The organism is Clostridium sp. LS (genome assembly GCF_002760435.1).
Taxonomy (GTDB): Bacteria; Bacillota; Clostridia; order Clostridiales; family Clostridiaceae; genus Clostridium.
In genome coordinates this window covers 44,907-66,838 of sequence record NZ_AUUU01000067.1, presented here as the reverse complement: position 1 = coordinate 66,838, position 21,932 = coordinate 44,907, and the positions used below count along the sequence as shown (strand labels likewise).

Below are 21,932 nucleotides of genomic sequence, written 5' to 3'. Positions count from 1 at the left end.
AATAATAGTCAAGCATATTGATCTACTATTTTTAAATTATTCCCAAATTCACGTTATTTTAGTTACACCTTCTCTACTTTTTACTATACGCTTATATTCATACATACGTTCATCAGCAAGTTTTAATAAGCTATCAAATTTTATTCCATCTTCCGGGAAGTTAACAATTCCGTAACTATAGCTGCAAACAATTGTCTTATTTTCAACTACTATTGGATTATTCCTAAAGTTTTCAGCCAATTCTTCAAATTTATTCACTAGGCTTTTATAATCCACATCAAAGAAAATTGCTACAAATTCGTCTCCTCCAAATCTTCCTATAATGTCAGAATTCCCAGTTAAACTGCTTAAGCCTCTGGAAAATGTTTTTATTAGACTATCCCCGCTTGAATGGCCATAACTATCGTTTACTAATTTTAAATTATTTAAATCAAAAACTACTACAAAAAATTCTTTTTCAACTGCATTTTCATTATAAATATTTGAATAAACTAATTGTTCAAAATAACTTCTATTATATATATTAGTTAATTTATCGTATCTAGATAAATACAACGTTTCTTCATAAAGCTTATGCTTAGCAATTGCAATGGAAGCCTGATTTCTCATATACTCCATCAATTCTATATCTCCTTCATTAAATGCATCATTATGAATACTGTCAATATTTAAAAATCCATATAATCTTCCATCTATAATAATCGGTGAACTAATGGCAGATTTTATTTTTCTTTCTTCTATTGTATTTAACATCTTTATATTTTCAAATTTATCAATATTATTAAAAATAACAGTTTCATTTATTTTTTCTCCGTTATTAAACCATAACCGATGTTCTTCAAGCTTAATTGAAAATTTTTTAATCTCTTCTAGATCATAACCTCTAGCTACAGCTATTTTCAGATTCTTATCTTCATCTAAAAGAAGTATAGAACCACTATTTCTCTCATCAATACAATTAATGGCTTTATCTAATATTAATTGGAGCAAATTATTAATATCAGTTATTTCATTAATAGAATAGCCGATCTTTACTATTGATTCCTTTAACTTTAATAGCTTATTCACCTTTTCTCTATTTTTCTTTTCTTCTGTAATATCTATTATTACTCCAACTAAACCTTTATTATTTTCGCGATCATCTACAACAACTGATTTGCTAAAAATCACATCATGATATGTACCATCCTTATGAATAAGCTTTGATTCATAAACTTGAGTTCCATTATTCTTAATTAGCTTTCTATCAGATTCATTATAGATTTCTGCAAGATTCTTTCCAAACACTTCATAAGAAGTATTCCCTATAAATTCATCTTTCCTTAATCCTGAAAATTCGGTAAATGCCGTATTACATTGATTATATACTCCATGCTCATCCTTAGAATATATTGGATGAGGAATAGCATTCATAAGTGTTTGAAGGAACTTAAGATTATCGCTTATCTTTTTTCTCTGAAGCTCAATTTCAGTAACATCATTGAAAATCAGTATCTTCCCAATAATGTCACCATTTTTTCTATATATATTATTTATATTTACCTTAAAGTATCTCAATTGTTCATTAATTTTTATTGTTATTAAACTTTCATCATAAGAATTTTTATTTAAAGCTTTCAGTACTTCTTCATACTCCTTCAGTACCTCATCTATTTTCTTGTCACCAACCTTTATATATTTCAATTCCGAAATAATATTTTTAGATGAATTATTAAAGTTAACTATATTATTTTCAGAATCAATTATTATAACTCCATCTAACATATTAGAAAAAACTTTTTCCAAAGCTATTGGCGTAAGTTTTAATAAGTTAAAATTTAATATAGCATAACTAGAAATTATTCCTGAAAAAGAAAATGCTATTGGACATAAATCCAAATTAAAAGGTATTAATTTAAGCATATAAATAATATCTGAAATCCATGGAATTATCCACGCTATTATTAATAGCATTATTTGTTTTCTTACAATTGGTACTGCTTTAAAATAGGACAAAATAAAAATTATTAACCCTATAAGCATTAACGCATATGTATAAGCAATATTGATCCAGTAAAAAGGACCTTTTATTATTTCTACTATTGGAAAAATCCCACTATTATTCATATATAAATTTGTATAAAATAAATGATGAGAATCATTTGTATAATTCATTATTAATGTAATTACGGGAACAATATAAAGTAACATTAAATTACTCTTTTTTAATTTCTCTTCATAGCCATTAAAATTAAGTGCAAACATTAACCAGACTACAGGTAAAAACGCTATTCCAATATATTCTACTTTTATCCAAAACTTCACAGTTTCAATGCTTGTACTTAATATTTCAAAGGCATATCCGAATTCATAGATTGATACAGGAAATAAACACATAGATACATATAGTTTATTCCTTTTCCATGAAAAATACCCTATAACAATCAATACTACTGATGACACTAAAAGAGTCAAACTAAAATAATTATTAACGTTCAAAACACCACCTCACCTGTATATAATTATACTAAACATTTTTTACAAATCTATATAGAATTAATTTTTAGCTTAAAATACTTTCTTATTAAAATTAAAATACCCCCTTTATAAGAACACATCTAAAAAGGGAGCATATTAATTATATTTTAATTTCATGCTATTAAATTATTAAAATAGTTGTCTTTCTTTATATTATTTCAAGAATAAGCACTTGATATCCTTGTAGAATTATACTATCATTTTCATATTTTACATCCTTATAATTGTTAAGAAGTACTTGACTATATGGCTTAGGCAACTTAATTGTTTGTTCTTTCTTTTGATAATTTGCTATTAACATTATTTTTTTTAATGATCCTTCTCTATAAAAAGCAATTAAATTATCGTAATTCTGTAATATAGGTATAAACTCACCATATACAATAGCCTCTTTAAATTCTTCTGATTTTCTTAACGCTATAAGGCTTCTGTAAAAATTAAATAATGAATCTTCGTCTCCAATTTGCGATTTTAAATTAATTGTTTTATACTTATTATTAACTTTGAGCCAAGGTTTTCCGACTGTAAAGCCCGCACTTTCACTATCATCCCAATGAAATGGCGTTCTTGAATTGTCCCTGCTATATGTATTTATAATCCTTAGTGCTTCTTCTTCACTGTATCCTTGTTCAATTGCCACATTATATTGATCTATTGTGGCAATATCATCGAATTCTTCTATAGATTTAAAATGATTATTTGTCATTCCAATTTCTTGCCCTTGATAAATAAATGGTATACCTCTAAGCATAAGAGATATTGCTCCAAGCATTTTTTTACTTTCATTATTTAAATCTTCCTCTAAAATAAAGCGGCTTACACCTCTCGGTTCATCATGGTTTTCAATGATATTAGCCTTAAAGCCTACATTTATAGCTTCTAGTTGACTTTTATAAATACTGTCTCTTATTTCATTTGGTGTAAAACTCTTATTATCATACCAACCTAGTTCACTTTTACCTAAAAGCTCAAGTTCAAAATCAAACATCGAAGAAAAATAACCATCTTTCCCTATAAATTTATCAAGTTCACCTTCTTTACTATTAAATACTTCTCCAACTGTGAAGGCATCATATATTTTGAAGGTTTTTTCCTTTAATTCATTTAGCATATCTCCAACGCCATCTACAGTCTCTAACATTCTACCTATGCTGCAAAGACCATCTTCTCTATCAGCTGGAAAATCTTCAAATCTTAAATCCTTTTTTATATTAATAATTGCATCTATTCTAAATCCTGCGAGTCCTTTTTCAAGCCACCAATTAATCATTTTATATATTTCATTTTTTAACTTTGGATTCTCCCAATTTAAATCAGGCTGTTCTTTTGCGAAAAAGTGAAGATAATATTTATTAGTGTTAGGTATCTTTTCCCATACACTTCCTCCAAAGTAAGATCGCCAGTTGCAAGGCGGTTTGTCCCCTTTTCCTTCACGAATATAAAAATAATCTGCATATTCTCCATCTGGATCTTCTAATGCTTTTCTAAACCATTCATGTTTGTCTGAACAATGGTTAACCACCAAATCCATTAATATATACATATTTCTTTTTTTAGCTTCACTAAGTAATTCGTCCATATCTTCCATTGTTCCAAACCTTGGATCAATATTATAATAATCAGAAATATCATAGCCCTGATCTGCCATTGGAGAACAATAAATTGGCGAAATCCAAATTATATCTACACCTAAATTCTTAAGGTAATCAAGTTTACTTATTATACCTCTTAAATCTCCAATGCCATCCCCATTAGCATCACAAAAGCTTTTTGGATATATTTGATATGCAACCTTATCATGCCACCATTTTTTCATGATTTAAAACCTCCTTGCTCAATTCAGTATTTATTTGAACTTAATCAAAAACGCAGATTTTTTCTGCATTATGTATCTTCTTTTAGTTTAAAATTATTCACTTGATTAATAAGCTTTTTAGAGTTCTCTTCAAGTAATTGTGCCGTATTATCTAAGCTTTCAGTTGATGTAGTAACCTCTTGAATGGAAGCTGCTATTTCCTCAGATGAAGCTGAATTTTCTTCTGCTATGCTAGCTGTTGAATCTATTTTTTCAACAATTTGATTTTTTTCATTATTTATATTTTCAACCGTTAAATTTATCTCCTCAATTTGCGGAAGAATAGCATTAATAGCATTAATTATTTGCCTAAAATCATTGATTGAATTTTCTATAATATCTATTTGCTGTTTTAAATCTTCATTAACTTCATTTGTAGTATTTACGACAGTGTTTGTTTCTTCAGATATATCTTTAATCAACTTATTAATATCATTAGACGAACTCTTCGATTGATCTGCTAATTTTCTAATTTCTTCAGCTACAACTGCAAATCCTCTGCCCGCTTCACCTACTCTAGCTGCCTCAATTGATGCATTTAATGACAATAGATTTGTTTCTTCTGCAATACTATTTATAACATCTACAATCTTATTAATCTTCAAAATTTTTACGCCTAATTCTCGAATTTTTTCACTAACATTATTAAAAGCGTTACTTATATCATTAGTTGCTTCAATCAAAGTAGACATATTATCATTGCTGCTTTGAGCCATATTATTAACTGATTTTGTATTTTTATCTACATCTTTGATTAATTTAAATATACTTTCAATTTCATCCCCTAATTTAGAAAATGTATTATTTATCACTATCAATTCATTTGATTGAATTAAAGCACCATCAGTTATATCATGCACTGCGGCAGAAAGCTCCTGCATTGTGGAATCCACTTCTTTTGAAATTGATGCTAAGGATTTAGACTTTCCTAAAGTTAATAAGCCACCTTCCTTAATTAATTTTAAAATATTAGAAATTGAGCTTATAGTTGCAGCTAGTTCTTTTTTCATTACTCCTATTTCAGACTTTTCCTCTGTTTCAATATCAATTGTAAAATCTCCTAAAGCTAAAGTATTTAAGATTCCACTAAAGGAATAAATTGATTTCTTTAACAATTTTATAACTACAACTGCAATTAAGAATATTAATATAACTGAAATAAAAAATAATGCAGCAAAAATAATAATATTATTTGAATACGCTTTATTAATTTGATTGAATAATTGCTGAGCATCACTTTTATTCTGCATAACTCCTGCAAAAATAGCATTTAAAAATTTAAATTGATTTGCTTCAAAATTAGTTTTATATGCGTTTTTCGTATTATCTTCAGGACTATCATTATTTCTAATATTTGTAATATCAGCACAACTATTTTTAAAAGCAGCAAAAACTTCCTCTATTGAAGCATCCGCTTTAGTGCTATTACTTATTAATTCTAATGACTTATATTGATCTAAATCTGCAGAAATACCATCAAGTTCCTTACTGATAACACCTCTATTTGAATTACTTGGATACTCTAATTGGCTCGGTATGTTATTCCTCAAGACACTTAAATGTGTATTAACAGAACTTAATAGCATTTGTCTCTGAAGACAATTTTCATACATAAGCTTAACATTATTATGCGTAGTATTAATAGTGATAAAAAATACTGTTCCAATAGCTAATGTTGTCAAAATTGAAATAACACAAATGGTAATAAAACTTCTAATAATAGTGACATTTTTAAATAATCGTTTCTTAATATTTTTATTATTTTTTTTGGAAATTCTTTGTTTTCGGGATTTATTATTCATGCAAATACCTCCCCTTTATTTACCTCCATATCAAATAATGTTAATCTGTAATGTGCTTTATTATTAGTATAAATACACTCTTGCCTCGTATGGTTTTAATTTTTTATCATCATTCTTATCATAGTTACTTATAATACAATTTTTATTTATTACTTCATCGAAAGGGAAACTTAAGATTTCTTTTGAAAAATTACATACTACTAGCATTGTTTGTCCATTATAGTGACGCTTATATGCAAAAATCTTATCATCTTCTGGGAGTAATAATTCATAGTTTCCTAAAATAATAATTTCATATTTTTTACGAAGCTCAATTAATTTTTTATAATAATTAAAAATAGAATTTGGATCATTTATCTGTGATGCAGCATTTATTTCTTTATAATTTGGATTTATCTTAAGCCATGGCTTGCCTGTGGTAAATCCAGCATTTTCGCTATTGTCCCACTGCATTGGAGTTCTTGCATTATCTCTACTCTTAATCTGAACATATCGAAGCATTTCACTTGGATCCACGCCTCGCTTTTCAGTATATTCTTTATAAGCATTTACACTTTCAATATCATTGTACTCTTCAATTTTGTCAAATTTCACATTTGTCATTCCGAGTTCTTCGCCTTGATAGATATATGGTGTTCCTTGTAACATATGCAAACAGGTTCCTAACATTTTTGCTGATTCTATTCTATATTCTTTATCATTTCCAAATCTTGATACTGTTCTTGGTTGGTCATGATTGTTCCAATACAAGCTATTCCATCCACATCCATGTAGCTCTGTTTGCCATTTTGATAAAATCTTTTTTAATTCAACTAACTTGAATTTCTTATCTGTCCAACGTTCTTTTCCCTCTTTGTCTACATCCATATGCTCAAATTGAAATACCATATTTAATTCGTTTCTATTAAATCCTGTATAAAGTTTTGCATCATCAGCCGTAACAAGTGGCATTTCCCCTACTGTCATAAGTTTATACTTTGATAATACTTCCTTATTCATTTCCTGCAAATATTCATGAACATGAGGTCCATTTATAACATATGGAGCTTTATCCCCATAAAGTTCCCCTTCTTTTTTCTCCCCATCTGGTAATCCCTCTACCTTAGAAATCATATTAATAACATCCATACGGAAACCGTCTATTCCTTTATCACACCACCATTTCATCATAGTGTAAACTTCATTTCTTACTTTTGGATTCTTCCAGTTTAAATCTGGTTGTTTTTTAGAGAAAATGTGTAGATAATACATATCTGTTGCTTTATCATACTCCCATGCAGAGCCGCTAAAATCTGATCCCCAGTTATTTGGAGGATTATTTCCTTTTCCATTTCTCCAAATATAATAATCTCTATATTCATTATCTTTTGATTTTCTGCTTTCCTCAAACCACAGATGTTCATCAGAAGTATGATTTACAACCAAGTCTAACATAATCTTCAAATCACGTTTATGGGCCTCTTGAAGTAACCTGTCAAAATCCCCCATTGTCCCAAATTCACTCATAATATTTTGATAGTTACTAATATCATAACCATTATCATCATTAGGAGACTCATAAATTGGAGATAACCATATAACATCAATTCCTAATTCTTTAATATAATCTAATTTCTCTATAATTCCGTTTAAATCCCCTATACCATCTCCATTGCTATCCTTAAAACTTCTTGGATATATTTGATATACAACCTTATCCATCCACCATGCTTTTTCCATTTTGTTACCTCCTACATCAATCATTTAATCAAAAACCCAGGGTCCTATTTTATTGCTCCGTCTACTATACCTTTAATAATCTGTTTTTGGGCAAATAAGAATAATATAATAATCGGTATCATTGCTAAAAATGCAGCTGAAAGAATTAAATCCCATTGCTTTACATAAGATCCTACAAAAGCACTTACTGCTACTGGAAGAGTTTTTATTTTACCATTTAATCCAAGCATCAATGATGGTAAAAGATAATCGTTCCAAATCCAGATACCATTTAAAATCAAAATTGTCATTTGCACTGGCTTTAATAGCGGAAATATAATTCTAAAAAAAGTACCTTCTGGACTACAGCCATCAATCCATGCTGCTTCCTCCAATTCACGTGGAATACCTTTTATAAATCCATGAAGAATAAATACTGACATGCTTCCGCCAAATCCTAGATATGCAAATATTACTCCCTGATAACTTTGGAGCATTTGAATTCCAAAAAAGTCAGATATGCTTCTGAATGTTGAAAGTAAAGGAAGCATAACTACCTGAAAAGGAATAACCATAGCGGCCACAAGAAGCATAAAAATGAAACCAGACCATTTAGTCTTATTACGACAAAGCACCCAAGCTGTCATTGCAGAGAATGTTGAGACTACAGCCAGTGAAATTATAGTAATAAATAATGAGCTGAAAAAGGATTTCCAATAATTAAAACTATCATTATGCATAACATTATTAAAATTTGTAAATATCTGTCCCCATTTACTTGGTATAGAAAGAGGGTTAATTACAATATCAGCACTAGTCTTAGCTGAATTGAGTATTACCAAAATGAAAGGTGAAAGAATTACAAGTGCAAGAATAATACCAATAATTTCTCCGATTAAAGTCTTCGTTTTTATTACTTTCATCATACTTCTATCTCCTTCTTTTTACTTATATATACTTGAGTTAATGATACAATTGCCAAAATAATAAAGAATATAACCGCTTTCGTTTGACCAAGAGCGTATTGATTTTTACCAATTGCAGTATTATAAATATTTAAAGCTAAAAATTCTGTAGATTGTACAACATTACCACTTAGAATTCTACTAGGAGCACCATTAGTTATTGCCAAATTTAAATCAAACTGTTTAAACGAATTAACAAGGGTTAAGAATATACAAACTGTAAATGTATTAGCAATCATTGGTATTTTAATTTTAAATAAAGTTATTAAACTATTTGCACCATCTACACTGGATGCTTCAAGAATATCTTGAGGTACATTTTGCAAGCCTGTAACATAAATCATCATAATATATCCTGCATACTGCCAAATACTAACCATCAAAATTGCCATTAATGCTAAATTAGGATCAGTCAGCATAGATGCGCTGCCACTAATAACAATTGTGAATACTTTATTAAAAATAAACTGCCATACATACCCTAAGACAATTCCACCAATTAAGTTGGGTATGAAAAAAGCTGCACGATAAAAATTTTTTCCTTTTACCTTAGATGTGCAAAATAATGCCAAAGCAAATGCTACTGAATTTACTAAAATCATATTAATAACTGTAAAAATAAAAGTTACTATAAATGAATACACATAATCCTCAGATTTAAACATGCTAATGTAATTACCTAATCCAACAAATTCTGTAAACTTAATTCCGTTCCAATTGGTAAAAGAATAAAATACACCACACACAAAAGGTATTAATACAGTTACAAAAAATGCAAATAGCAATGGAAATAAAAATAAAATATTAATTATCATTCGATGTCTCCTAGTCGGAAAACAATATACACCTAAAATCGTTAATAAAGCACCTATAATTAATATAGAACCACGCATGGTATTTTTGCTGCCTGTAATATCTAAATATAGTGCAAAAATCATAGCTAAAATTCCAACCAATATTATCCCACCAGAAAGCAATTTTTTTGTTTTTAATACCACTCTTTTTCCCCCTAAACTCGAATAATCCGTAGAAATATTATCATAATTATTCATATTTACACTCATGCTCTTCCTCCTTCCAAGTACTTTATCTACACTTCTAATTAAGGTATATAATTTAATATAGGCTACCTCATGTAAGCAGCCTATATAATTTCAAACTACAATTATTATTTGGATACGTAATCAGCCACTGCTTTTTTCATTGATTTTATAAAACCATCTTTATCTAATTGTCCTTTTGCATATAATTCAAATACAGGTGCTGTAGCGTTCATAGCAATACCATCCTTCATATGTGTCCAATCCCATGCATAAGTTTGATTATTTTTAATGTAATTACTTTCACTCTTTGCTAGAGGTAAGTCAGGTTGAAGTGTATTTGATTTATATGGCGAAACCATACCACAATCTTTAGTTAGACATGCTTGTCCTTCTTCTGTAGAGACAAAGGCCTTAAGGAATTCTTTACATGCATCAATTTTTTTACTATCCTTATAAATTCCCCAATACGCTGGTGCATCTGCTAGAATACCTGGTGTGTCTTTTGTAGTAAAAGCTGGTGGTGCAATACCACAATCAAATTTCACATCATATGTTGATAAAGAAGGATCAATCCAGTTTCCTTGAGTAATGAAGGCTGTTTTTCCTTTTGCCCACAATGCTAATTGATCATCGTAAGTTCCAGATATTAAAACGTTTTTATCTGCATAATCAAATAATAGTTTTACATAATCAGCAAATTCTCCAAAACGTTCATCATCTAACTGTCCTTTATTTAATAGGTCAATATATTTCTTATCTTTTCTATCTAAACCTTCTGATAAATAGGCTCCCATAATATGATTACCAGTTGACCAATACATTTGCCCTGATTCTGCTGCTACAGAAGCAACTGCTTGAATACCAAGTTGATCTTTCATGCTATCAATTTTTTTAAATGCCTCGCGGTATGCATTTATATTTGTTAAAGTTTTTGGATCTATACCTGCCTTCTTTAAAATATCTGCATTATATACTAAGCCGATTCCTTCAATAGCAAATGGAAATCCATAAACCTTGCCATCATCACCTTTAAAAGCAAAATCAGTGTCCTTAACCCATGGTTGATCACTTAAATCTGTTAAATAATCTTTAAATGAAGCATAAGAGTCTGGTCCAAATGCATAAATATCAGGCATATTACCTGCAGCTAAATAATTTTTAAGCTGCCCATTAACATCTACACCGCCGCCAAGAGATTCTATATCAACTTCTTGTCCTGTCTTTTCTTGATATTTTTTTGCAAACTCTTTAAGTGGTTTATCAATCTCTATTTTTGTATTTACAAAACGGATTGCTCCGCTATTTCCTGTTGATGTTTTGGAATCAGTACCAGTTTGACTTGAACTACTTCCACACCCTGTCAAAGAACCGATCACCATAGTGCCTGCTAATATTGCTGCCAACACCTTTTTTCTCATATCTTTCACCTCATATACATATTTATTTAAATCTAGTCTTAAATAAAAAGTCATATTTAATTATACCTATTTAGGGGTATTCAGTTTAGCGCTAAACCTTATTAAAAGATTAACATTATTTCAGATACCTGTCAATCGTTTTCATAAATATTTTTATCTTTAATAATTACATTTTTATATTTCATAGCACATATGCCTACTACAACTAATAAAGGAATATTTAAACAATGGGATTTACCTATTTATACGCAATACTATATATCCTTTAATTATCTTGTAAGCCGTTATCATTAGTTAAATTCACGTTTTTAAAATATTAATAATATAAAAAAGATTTTATTATGTATTACTTTATAAACATAATAAATTTACAATCATTGCAATAACATATGATATATATTATTATAGGTATATATAATAATTAGTATATCGCTAAACTAGGAGGTAATTATGATTACACTAAAAGATATCGCTGCCGAAGCTGGTGTTAGTATTATGACAGTTTCAAATGTAATAAATGGAAATCACTCAAAAGTATCTCAAAAAAATATAGAAAGAATACAAAAAATTATAGAAAAATATAATTATGTTCCTAATCTTACCGCAAGAAGCTTAACAGCTAAATCTTCAAAAATAATAGGTGCAATAGTTCCTATTAAAGGTTCATTTAAAAATTTATTCAATGATCCTTACATTAGTGAATTATTTGGAATTATACAAAATGTAGTTCGTGAAAACGGATACTATTTGATGATACGTTCCGTTAAAGATGTGTCAGATATATCTGCGTTAATTAAAAATTGGAATATGGATGGTGCTATATTTTTAATGCCAGATTACGATAATCTTATTTATTCCATACTAAAAGAAAATAAACTTCCAATGGTATTCTTAGATAGTTATTCAGAAATGGATAATATAATAAGTGTTGGTATAAATGACTTTAAAGGCGGCTATATAGCTACTCGTCATCTTCTAAATAACGGTCATAGAAAAATACTATTTGCCGGCCCATGCCATAAAAACAATGCCCCAATTCATCAAATTCTTCAAAGACTAGAAGGTTATAAAAAAGCGCTATCAGAATTTAATATTCCATTTGACGAAAACCTTGTAGTAGATGTAGAGCCTAATTATGAAAGAGGAATTGATTTAGGAAGAGCTATATGCAATAAAGAGTTTGACGTTACAGCTGTATTTACTACAGCCGACATTATGGCAATTGGTATTATAGAAGGCGCAAAATTAAATGGTATGATTGTCCCTAATGATTTATCAATTATTGGTTTTGATAATCAATTACCATCTATTTATGTCACGCCTAAACTAACTACAATTTCTCAAGACATAGAAGCAAAAGCAACAGCTGCTGTTAATCTTCTTGTAGAATATATAGAAAAAGGCTCTGTAACAAATAATAGAATAACTTTAGATGTAGAAATTGTTGAACGTCAATCTGTAAGTCAACTGTCTAATAATAAATAGTTACATATTCAACAAGCTCTTATAGTACCAAAAGAGGTTAATCAAGCATATATCTGATTAAATCCATATGCTGATAAAACATATTTATTTCTATACTTAAGTTAAAATTTAAAATGCCCCACGAAAATCATTTTCGATTTTCCCGGGGTTCATGGTACTATGTTCATAATCTTTTTGACAAGCATAAGTTTCTTAATTTAAAATACTATAAATTATTATTGCTTGTTGTATTTCTAATAAATATTTTTTAAAAGAATAACCTATAAAATAATCACTATTTATAGCCTCTGCTGACACTTCCTCACCACGATAAAATGGCGGACAAGGATTTAATATTGCATTTTCGTTAGCACTCTTCATCAATTCTAATGTAACTTGATATTCTCCAAAGACCTCTAATTTATCACCACTTAACGAATCTGTGCAAATTATGTCTTTTTCTTTAATAGCTTCTTTTAAATTTTTTATGTGGTTAACTCCTTATATTTCCCTCTTTGCAATTCATCCGCAATGTGAAAAATATTTTCGACATCACTTCTACTATATTCACTTAATCTAATTAAATTCTTCATTTTTTTGTGCTCCTCTACAAATTGACTCCAGCAGTTAATGTGCCTTGATGAAAAATCATTTTCCATCTTCCATCAAAACACTTCCATATAGAGCTACGAAGTGAATATTTCTTATTTTCATTTAACTCATTATGTTTTACTAACTTATATGTTGCCAATATACAATTATCTGATAACTGTTTTATTTTAAAATCTATAATTTGCCCAAATAACTCGTTACTATCATTTTGTTCTTGAAAAACATCCCCACTTTTATAATGATACTCACTTCCTGAACTTGTATACTCAATAAAATCATCCGCTAATATTTCTTTTATTTTTTGTGGTGATTTTCTTATTTCTGACTTCAATAACTCATTTTCATTCTGTACTATAAGCATTTCAATTGATTCCATCTTTTTTATCTCATCCCTTTAATTTATTAAAATTAATTACGGCGCAATAACTATCAGGTTTTATTCATACATTTTTTAATAATATTAATAACTAATCCAGCTCTAAATTATACTCTCATATCTGAATTATTAAAGCGATAAGTACCCCACCAATCTGGAATTAAATCTTTTAATCTAACAGTTTTTCTGGTCTCATAATCTATTAATATTTCTATTTCAGAACTATCTTTATCTAACTGCATCATATATTCTCTGCACGCTCCACACGGTGAACCTACGCTACCATCTTCTACAATAGCAACCACTTTATCAATTTTACTTTCTCCATGAGTTATCATGTTGGCAATCGCGTTACGCTCTGCACACATTCCAAGAGTTGATGCTGTATCAATACAAACCCCAACATATATATTTCCACTTCTCGTTAGAATTGCACTTGCTACACCACCTGCTTCAATAAATGGTGAAATTACTCTCGACTTTTGCACTTCTCTTGCTTTTTCATATAATACTTGCCATATATCTTGTTCCATTTTTTATCTCCTATTTTAAATTTTTATACTAAACACATGAACTTATAATACGTATTTACTTACAATATAAGCACAAGTATTTTAATTGCAATATGTTTTTTAAATCAATCATATTATAAATTATATCTATGCTATAAATTATCAATGTTTCAAACTTTCGATTTAGCCAAATACCATTCATACCTGCATCTTTACAAGGGTGTAAGTCATCACCGATATAATAACATTCCCGTGGCTCTTTATTAACCCTGTCGCAAGCTCTATTAAATAATTTTTTATTTGGTTTTGAAACACCAACTTCTCCAGCAGTAATAATGTCAGTAAAATACTGTTTAATCATATATTACTTATTCATACATTTTAGCAAATGGGTCATATTCACTATTTTCATTCCATATATATTCAATACTTTTGCTAATTTCCATTGCTTTTTCTTTTCCAAAAAGATCTCCAATGAAACCGAGTGCCATATCTATCCCCGCTGATACTCCTGATGATGTATATATTTTATCATCATTTATCCATCTCGCTTCTTTTATCCAATTCACATTTTCACCTTGTTCTACAACCCACTTAAATGCTTTTTTATTGCTTGTTGCTCTTTTCCCATTTAATATTCCAGCCTTAGCGAGCAAAGCAGAGCCAGTACATACACTAAGTATATATTTTGACTCACTTGCCATATTTCTAATAAATTCAGTAAAAATAACTTCATTAACTTTTTCCCTGGTTCCGCTTCCACCTGGCACAAATAAAATTTTCTCTATATTATTTTCATTTGTATATAAATTTGTATCTACCCTTACATTTTGTGAACTTTTAACTATTCCTCCATTGAAGGATATGAAATTTAATTTAAAAATATCAGGCAATCTTCCAAATACTTCTACTGGCCCAAATACATCTAATGTTTCAAACTTATCGAATAAAAGTATATCTACTCTATAAATCATAATATCCTCACCTTTCTATTTACAATAATTTATTATTCTGAACCTACTTAATCGCTTATATATTACTTTATTGTGATGTATTTATTCTAATGTCCCCTTTTTGAATATTATCAGTTAATATACCGAAAAACTTATATTACTCATAGTTTCATTATCTTGAATTTTAGAAAATCCAAATTCAATTTTGTATCTATTGATTTTATCAAAATATGTGATAGAAGTACCATCTCCGCTACCCATATCATCTTTCCATTGCTTTTTGACATAATTTTGCCCATATAATTTTGTTACATCATTAAAAGAAAAACTATTTGTTACTCCTCTTATTGTTTTAATGTTGTTTTTCTGTGAAGTAACCATTGAAATTGCAACTATGTTTTTATTCTTATCTACTTCTAAATCTACGATAAAATCATTTGAAACATATTCATAATTACTATCATTATTTATAATTGATTTCCTTACATTATTACCTAATATTTGAGCAACTTTACCTGAATCATATTTTTCTAATAGGGATATGCCACTAATACTTTCTAAACTTAAATCTGTACTTTCTACTTTTACATCTTTATTGCTTCTTTCTGTAAAAAATATAGATAATATAATTAAAATTATTAAAGTAACAGCAGTAAAAATAATTTTTTTCCTTCGCATTTGCATTATTTCCTTTCTATAAACCGATACATAATATCTAACATTGGTGCAGTAGCTACAAACTTAAATCACACCAAAGCTCTACGAATACATATATCAATTTAGTACATCTTACCAAATGCTATTTAATAAAGAAACATATAAATTATAATTATTACAAAATTTTTTATATTAAATCAGCATTTTTCATAATTTAATCTATATGATTTATTGTGTTACACATATATGAAACTTTCCGTGCTCTGTTCCATTGGAATTGTCTAAAGCACATTCAAAAAAATAACAAATCCACTTGTCAGACCATCTTCCATGGCGGCTTTGAACTTGTTATTTATTTATAGAAAAACTTTTGGTTTATTATTTGACTATATAAAAACTCTCTTCTGGTCCAAAATACGAATTTGGAAGTTTTCCTTTTGATAAAACCAGCTTTTGCAATACTAATCCCGCATCTAATCCATAGAAGCGGAGTGTGTGTATTCCCTTAGTTAATTTATGAGTAGTAGTGGTTATATGAATGTTATCCAATACTGCATTACACCAAACATAGTTATCATAATCGCCAGCAATGAAATCCTTTGGAAGAGCATCAGCTATAACTGGTGTTTCATCATCAAAAGCTACAGCATATTTTAATCTGCTGTTTTTAGATAGATTATTTGTTGGTGCAACGTAGGTTGTTAGAGTATACTCTGCATCCTCATTTACCCTTAATACATATTCCAAATATGGTGCATCTTCTGCTTTTTCAAAAGACACAGTTGTAGGGAACATCTTCATTGAGGAGAAAGTACGTCCATAGTTTTCAAGTGCCTTCCATTCCACATTATATTTTGCAACGTTATTTACTACATGTTCTGCTTCAATAGAAATCACATCATGGGTCTCAACGAAGCACATATTTGGCAGATCTGTAGTATCTATGACTTCGGCAATAACATTCACCTTTACTGTTTCTCCTGCGCCCGAAATATCTATGAAACCACTTAATGTCTTGAATATTTTGTTCCAATCTATTGAAACTTTAATTTTTATTCCATCAGAGATAGTTCCCTGCACATTATCTACGTTTATCCAATCTGCACAAGTTTCCACTTTATAATCAAATTCTGTACTTCCGCCATTGCTAATAACAATGTAATAGCTTTCTTTAACCAAGTTCGTAAAGGCTGGTAGAACTGCTTTACCAGAACAGTATGCTTCTTCGGTGCCTTGTACATCTACAATCATTACACTTCCATTTTTTAAAGGAATATTGTAAATTTCGGGATAAGTCCAGCTATCAGGGCTCCATTCCATATATCCTATGTGAGGAGAACTCATCATTCCCTTCCACTTACCATTAGACATATTATGATTGTAATAAGCCTGCATATCAATATCTTTTACTTTGCATTCTTCTACCAATGCGGCATAGGAATTTGCAAGAGCACTTTTTCGTTTATAATATAGATTATTTAATCCTGCATATATCTGCATTTTAACAACATTTGCAAATGCTGCTGGATAATATACTAATTGATAGTATACATCCTTGTAAGCTTCTGGCATCTGATCGTAATATCTCTTAGCTTTGTTCTCTAAATCAATTGCTTTTTCCAGCACTCTTTGTGCTTCATTATAATTCATATAGCTATATGTATCAGCAAAAGTAACCTCAGGTTTTCTACATCCACTCATCTTAGTATAGCTTGTTAATATATTTTCAATTCCATCTAATATATCTGCGTTACCAGCATTTCCAAATTGCTGTTCAGTCCACTTCTTTGTATATTCCTTGGTTTTATTCCTTCCATTAACACCCCAAGTTTCAAAGTCATAGGCTAAATCCAAGAAGTAGGAAACCGGAAATTCATTAGGCTTTAAATCTCCAGTGTTAACAATCCATATATCACGTACACCATAATCATAAGCCATAGTCATCTGTTCCCAGACTTTTTCAAGAGGAGTTGTATTCACCCATTCATAAGAACGTGGGCCTCCATGATAATCGAAATGGTAATACATTCCCCAGCCAGCATTACGATTTCGTTCTGCTTCTGTTGGAAGCGTGCGGACATTAGCAAAGTTATCATCTGCCAGCATAATTGTTACATCATCCAGCACCTCCCAAGTTCTTAGCCCCTCTGCCTTATCTGTACCATACCAATATTTTTCTACTTCCTTATATATAGTTAGAACCTGAGGTGCATCCTCAAGACCTTGTTCCTTTAATAAACGCTTTTGTGTTCTGATAATATCCTTTAAAAGTTCAATGTTTTCTTCTTCAGAACCTTTTAATGCTGAATCTTGTTCTCCTCTCATTCCTAAAGTAATGATGCTTTCAAGGTGCTTATTACGTTTTAATCCATCTTCCCAAAACTTTGTTATCGCCTCTGCATTGCTAGAAAAATCCCATACTGGGTTTGTACCATACTGACTGTTAATATTCTTCCATTCTTCACCCGCTCGAAACATTGGCTCATGATGAGAAGTACCCATTACAATACCATATGCATCAGCAAGTTCCGCATTAGCTAAAGGATAGCTTTTCCCATTTTCACTAAATACAGCACTCCACATAGCAGGCCACATAAAGTTTCCTTTTAATCTAAGAATCAATTGGAATACCTTGTCGTAGAATTCTTCATTAAAGTCTCCAAAGGCACCAGTTACCCACGACCCTAATGATGGCCATTCGTCATTTAAGAAGAAACCTCTATATTTTACAGATGGTTCTTTAGAAGTGATATTTAACTCCTTTTCTGAAAAAATCAATTCAGATTTTTTTGCTGGCATAACATCTGCAAAATAAACCCATGGACTTACTCCAATTAATTCTGAAATTCGATAAATGCCGTAAATTGTTCCTCTCTTATCACTTCCTACAATAACAACAGCTACATCTACGCCTTCAATTGGCCTTTCAACAACCTGTGTCTTATAGCATTCACGCTTATCCTTTATTTCAGATACATCAATTATTCCTTTCTTGATTAATGAATCTATTACGTCATTATTTCCTATCGAGCCTGCAATGACTACTGTTTCTTTTAATTCTTCTGCAGCACTTACCACTTCTGGAGTTGCTCCAGTAACCAAATTAATATCTTCAGCGAAAGAGCTTGCTACAAGCTTTAAACCATTGTAATCTTTTCCTTTTGAATCTATATATATGACAGCTGCTTTTCCATCAGCTGCGATTGTAATATTTTTCATACTACTTATTTTGCTCCTTCCATAACTTACAAATCAATATTTTTCACCTAGATTATTCAAAAAATAATCTAGAAATTTAAACCATTTTCATCTTATTTAGATACTATCTTTTCATATTCAAAGAGATAAAATCCCTCTTATCTGATTTATATAAATCTTTTTTGATAAGGTATCATAATTATTACTACCTACACTAAATATTCTTATCATTATTAAGTATAGTTTCTATTTTTAAGGAATCTAACTCAACATTTGCTTGGAAATATTCAATAATATTTTTTTCAAAAATGAAACTAGCAGGGTCTCCGCAATATGCAAAAGGATCAAATTCTTTTTGTGGTTTCAATTTTAAAGCAATTTCCTTCCTAACTTTTTGAGGATAAAATGCATACATTGTCGCTGTTTCAATTGATCCAGCATGTATATCCGGCTCAAAACGATCTTCTCTTTGTCCTGGGAAGTCAGGTTTATTTTCTATTTGTATATCTAAGTTATCCATACGGTAAACTTGCATATTTAACTTTTGCTTAATCTCATTTATAGATTCTTCAATTGCATCAGTATGTTTATTATCTCCATGAGCATTTACTATAAACACCTTGGAAAATCCCCACTCTTTAAGAGAACTAAAAATATCAAACATAATCGCTTTAAATGTTTCTGGACGAACTGTAAAAGAACCTGGATATTTCTTCGTTGCACTATTAATTCCCCAATAATATGGTGGTGCAATAACAGTATTAACACCTTTTTCACATAGATTCTTTTTAAGAAATCTACTAAATAGATATGCATAATAAATATCTGCACTTAAATCCATATGAGGTCCATGAGCCTCAACAACTGCAACTGGAAATATAACACTATCTCCACTTTCACCTGATCCTTTTACCTCTTCCCATGTCATTTCAACTAACGTATCAGCAAATACTGATAAATCAGATTGAATACCAAATTTTAATTCTGTACCATCCATTTTCTTAATTTTCCTCCTTGTATTGCATCATATTACAATTGTGACTTAACATTATTCTTACCACAAAATTTCCAGAAATCTTTTTTAATGTAACTTTAATTTAAAGCATAATATAACCCTTTAAGCTTCATAAGCTCCTCATGAGTTCCTTCCTCAGCAATTCCCTTATTTGCAATATATAAAATTCTGTCAGCATTTCTTATGGTAGATAACCTGTGTGCAACTATAAATGCTGTTTTATCCTTGAGTATTACATCCATTGCCTCTTTAATCAAATTCTCAGTCTCTGTATCTATAGAACTTGTTGCTTCATCTAATATAATAACTGAAGGATTTTTAAGAATAATACGAGCAAAACTTATGAGCTGTTTTTCCCCCGCTGAAAGTCCTGCACCACGTTCCTCCAGCATTTGATAAAATCCATCCTTCATTTTATTTATGCATCTATCTGCAAAGATTGTTCTAGCGGCTTTAATACATTCTTCATCTGTAGCATCCGGCCTTCCATATCTTATATTCTCCATGACAGTTCCTTTAAATATAAAAGGATCCTGCATCAATACACCAACTTCCCTTCGCAGTGACTCAAGAGTAACATCTCTTACATCAATACCATCAATCTTAACACTACCCTTATTTACATCATAAAATCTTGTAATAGTATTAATTACTGTTGTCTTACCTGCACCTGTAGGTCCTACTAACGCAATAGTTTCCCCTGGCTTCACATGGAGGTTAAAGTCCTGCAAAACATCTATTTCATCTTCATATGCAAAAGTTACATTATCAAAATCAACCTGCCCTTTTACGTTTTTGAGTTCAATTCCGCCATCTTTACTTTCAATATCAACAGGATAATCGATTGTATCAAATACCTGCTCTAAATTAGAGCTTACTTGAGCCAATTGCTGTATAAGAATAGCAACTTGTGTAAGGGGACCACTGAAAAGACTCATATAACTGATAAAAGCGACTATTGTGCCTGCATCAATCCTGCTATTACCTTGAAGTATCATATATAGTGATATTCCATATAAACAGAGGGTGCCAAGGTTCCAAAATACCTCAACAGCTGGTGTATTAAGTTCATTTCTCATAACAATCTGCATCCATGTTCTAGCACTAGCATCGTGAACTTCCATATACACATCTTCATTCATACCAACTCTATTATAGTTCTTAACTATCTTTTCACCCATGATAGATTCCACAAGAAATGCCGTTCTATTGGAAAGCCTTGCTCTATGATATGCAAACAGTTTCCTTATTGAATACCTAAGTCCAAAAACACATATCATCATTGGTATAACTGCTCCCAAAACTATTGCTGTAAGCTGAGGGCTTATTACAAGCATAAATACAGTTACAACTACTATCTTCACTATATAAATGAGAAATAGCAATAAGCTGTTGGTAAAGAAGTTAGCTAAATCATTAATATAATCAGTAACACGAATAACTATCTTACCGTCAGGTCTTGAATCAAAATAGTCAAATGGCAGTTGTTGCAACTTATAAAATATATCTTTCCTTATCTTCGCAATTATATTGTGTCCTGCCTTACCCATAAGCCTTTGATGAGCAAATGTAATTCCTATTTCAATGGCTGAGAGCACTACAAAACCTGAAATTATTAATGTTAATTCCCTGTAATCCTTCGAAATAACTGTATTGTCAATAATATATCCAAGTAGCATTGGCGCTATCATTGAGGCTGTAGCCGAAACAAGCATTAAAAAACATACAAGTAGAAAAATCTTTTTATAAGGAAATATATATCGTAAAACTCTTCCAAACTGTTTTATATCAAATTTTTTCTGTATAATTTCGTCCTGAAAATATGTGTTTCTCTGTGCCATCTTATC

Annotated in this window: 17 protein-coding genes; 1 reads left to right on the top strand and 16 read right to left on the bottom strand. The window is 30.1% G+C overall.

The window, feature by feature from the left end; all coding sequences use genetic code 11:
• Positions 1-48 precede the first annotated feature (48 nt).
• From COL3_RS16155 to COL3_RS16125, 7 genes are all read right to left on the bottom strand, one after another.
• Positions 49-2,478, bottom strand: a complete 2,430-nt coding sequence (locus COL3_RS16155) for a histidine kinase N-terminal 7TM domain-containing protein (protein ID WP_008425238.1) — start codon at positions 2,476-2,478, stop codon at positions 49-51.
• Between the two features lie 187 nt (positions 2,479-2,665).
• A complete protein-coding gene (locus COL3_RS16150; protein WP_008425240.1) occupies positions 2,666-4,333 on the bottom strand; it encodes an alpha-glucosidase in 1,668 nt (555 codons plus the stop codon).
• A 68-nt stretch (positions 4,334-4,401) separates the two neighbouring features.
• On the bottom strand, positions 4,402-6,174 hold the full coding sequence (locus tag COL3_RS16145) for a methyl-accepting chemotaxis protein (RefSeq protein ID WP_008425242.1): 1,773 nt from the start codon (positions 6,172-6,174) through the stop codon (positions 4,402-4,404).
• Between the two features lie 63 nt (positions 6,175-6,237).
• A complete protein-coding gene (locus tag COL3_RS16140; RefSeq protein WP_008425243.1) occupies positions 6,238-7,893 on the bottom strand; it encodes an alpha-glucosidase in 1,656 nt (551 codons plus the stop codon).
• Between the two features lie 44 nt (positions 7,894-7,937).
• Entirely contained in the window at positions 7,938-8,798 is an 861-nt protein-coding gene (locus tag COL3_RS16135; protein WP_008425245.1) for a carbohydrate ABC transporter permease, read from the bottom strand.
• Entirely contained in the window at positions 8,795-9,901 is a 1,107-nt protein-coding gene (locus tag COL3_RS16130) for a sugar ABC transporter permease (protein ID WP_008425248.1), read from the bottom strand. Before COL3_RS16130 ends, COL3_RS16135 begins: the two co-directional genes overlap by 4 nt.
• Before the next feature lie 104 nt (positions 9,902-10,005).
• On the bottom strand, positions 10,006-11,298 hold the full coding sequence (locus COL3_RS16125) for an extracellular solute-binding protein (RefSeq protein ID WP_035283619.1): 1,293 nt from the start codon (positions 11,296-11,298) through the stop codon (positions 10,006-10,008).
• 450 nt (positions 11,299-11,748) lie between these two features.
• On the opposite strand from COL3_RS16125, the gene COL3_RS16120 reads away from it, so the two are divergent.
• Complete coding sequence (locus COL3_RS16120; RefSeq protein WP_008425250.1) at positions 11,749-12,783, top strand: LacI family DNA-binding transcriptional regulator; 1,035 nt, start codon at positions 11,749-11,751, stop codon at positions 12,781-12,783.
• Positions 12,784-12,975: 192 nt separating this feature from the next.
• Here the strand turns inward: COL3_RS16120 and COL3_RS16115 are convergent, their stop codons facing one another.
• From COL3_RS16115 to COL3_RS16075, 9 genes are all read right to left on the bottom strand, one after another.
• Positions 12,976-13,251 (bottom strand): hypothetical protein, encoded by a 276-nt coding sequence (locus COL3_RS16115; RefSeq protein ID WP_099716661.1) that lies wholly within the window; start codon positions 13,249-13,251, stop codon positions 12,976-12,978.
• Between the two features lie 118 nt (positions 13,252-13,369).
• Entirely contained in the window at positions 13,370-13,750 is a 381-nt protein-coding gene (locus COL3_RS16110; protein ID WP_008425252.1) for a DUF4440 domain-containing protein, read from the bottom strand.
• Between the two features lie 107 nt (positions 13,751-13,857).
• The gene (locus COL3_RS16105) at positions 13,858-14,283 is read right to left on the bottom strand and encodes a cytidine deaminase (protein WP_008425253.1); all 426 of its coding nucleotides are present in this window, start codon (positions 14,281-14,283) and stop codon (positions 13,858-13,860) included.
• A gap of 55 nt (positions 14,284-14,338) precedes the next feature.
• Positions 14,339-14,623, bottom strand: coding sequence for an HAD family hydrolase (locus tag COL3_RS16100; RefSeq protein WP_008425254.1), 285 nt, complete (start codon positions 14,621-14,623; stop codon positions 14,339-14,341).
• A gap of 7 nt (positions 14,624-14,630) precedes the next feature.
• A complete protein-coding gene (locus COL3_RS16095; protein WP_008425255.1) occupies positions 14,631-15,236 on the bottom strand; it encodes a DJ-1/PfpI family protein in 606 nt (201 codons plus the stop codon).
• 114 nt (positions 15,237-15,350) lie between these two features.
• Positions 15,351-15,893, bottom strand: a complete 543-nt coding sequence (locus COL3_RS16090; protein ID WP_008425256.1) for a hypothetical protein — start codon at positions 15,891-15,893, stop codon at positions 15,351-15,353.
• Positions 15,894-16,250: 357 nt separating this feature from the next.
• Positions 16,251-19,091 (bottom strand): glycosyl hydrolase 115 family protein, encoded by a 2,841-nt coding sequence (locus tag COL3_RS16085; RefSeq protein ID WP_008425257.1) that lies wholly within the window; start codon positions 19,089-19,091, stop codon positions 16,251-16,253.
• Between the two features lie 193 nt (positions 19,092-19,284).
• Positions 19,285-20,067, bottom strand: a complete 783-nt coding sequence (locus tag COL3_RS16080) for a creatininase family protein (protein WP_008425259.1) — start codon at positions 20,065-20,067, stop codon at positions 19,285-19,287.
• A gap of 95 nt (positions 20,068-20,162) precedes the next feature.
• Positions 20,163-21,926, bottom strand: coding sequence for an ABC transporter ATP-binding protein (locus COL3_RS16075; protein WP_008425260.1), 1,764 nt, complete (start codon positions 21,924-21,926; stop codon positions 20,163-20,165).
• Positions 21,927-21,932: the final 6 nt, after the last annotated feature.

What these genes read in the sequence shown, in the direction of transcription:
- COL3_RS16075 (WP_008425260.1), bottom strand. Translation starts at nt 21,926, where the DNA reads ATGGCACAGAGAAACACATATTTTCAGGACGAAATTATACAGAAAAAA.
- COL3_RS16100 (WP_008425254.1), bottom strand. Translation starts at nt 14,623, where the DNA reads ATGATTAAACAGTATTTTACTGACATTATTACTGCTGGAGAAGTTGGT.
- COL3_RS16085 (WP_008425257.1), bottom strand. Translation starts at nt 19,091, where the DNA reads ATGAAAAATATTACAATCGCAGCTGATGGAAAAGCAGCTGTCATATAT.
- COL3_RS16145 (WP_008425242.1), bottom strand. Translation starts at nt 6,174, where the DNA reads ATGAATAATAAATCCCGAAAACAAAGAATTTCCAAAAAAAATAATAAA.
- COL3_RS16130 (WP_008425248.1), bottom strand. Translation starts at nt 9,901, where the DNA reads ATGAGTGTAAATATGAATAATTATGATAATATTTCTACGGATTATTCG.
- COL3_RS16140 (WP_008425243.1), bottom strand. Translation starts at nt 7,893, where the DNA reads ATGGAAAAAGCATGGTGGATGGATAAGGTTGTATATCAAATATATCCA.
- COL3_RS16105 (WP_008425253.1), bottom strand. Translation starts at nt 14,283, where the DNA reads ATGGAACAAGATATATGGCAAGTATTATATGAAAAAGCAAGAGAAGTG.
- COL3_RS16150 (WP_008425240.1), bottom strand. Translation starts at nt 4,333, where the DNA reads ATGAAAAAATGGTGGCATGATAAGGTTGCATATCAAATATATCCAAAA.
- COL3_RS16110 (WP_008425252.1), bottom strand. Translation starts at nt 13,750, where the DNA reads ATGGAATCAATTGAAATGCTTATAGTACAGAATGAAAATGAGTTATTG.
- COL3_RS16120 (WP_008425250.1), top strand. Translation starts at nt 11,749, where the DNA reads ATGATTACACTAAAAGATATCGCTGCCGAAGCTGGTGTTAGTATTATG.
- COL3_RS16125 (WP_035283619.1), bottom strand. Translation starts at nt 11,298, where the DNA reads ATGAGAAAAAAGGTGTTGGCAGCAATATTAGCAGGCACTATGGTGATC.
- COL3_RS16090 (WP_008425256.1), bottom strand. Translation starts at nt 15,893, where the DNA reads ATGCGAAGGAAAAAAATTATTTTTACTGCTGTTACTTTAATAATTTTA.
- COL3_RS16080 (WP_008425259.1), bottom strand. Translation starts at nt 20,067, where the DNA reads ATGGATGGTACAGAATTAAAATTTGGTATTCAATCTGATTTATCAGTA.
- COL3_RS16095 (WP_008425255.1), bottom strand. Translation starts at nt 15,236, where the DNA reads ATGATTTATAGAGTAGATATACTTTTATTCGATAAGTTTGAAACATTA.
- COL3_RS16135 (WP_008425245.1), bottom strand. Translation starts at nt 8,798, where the DNA reads ATGATGAAAGTAATAAAAACGAAGACTTTAATCGGAGAAATTATTGGT.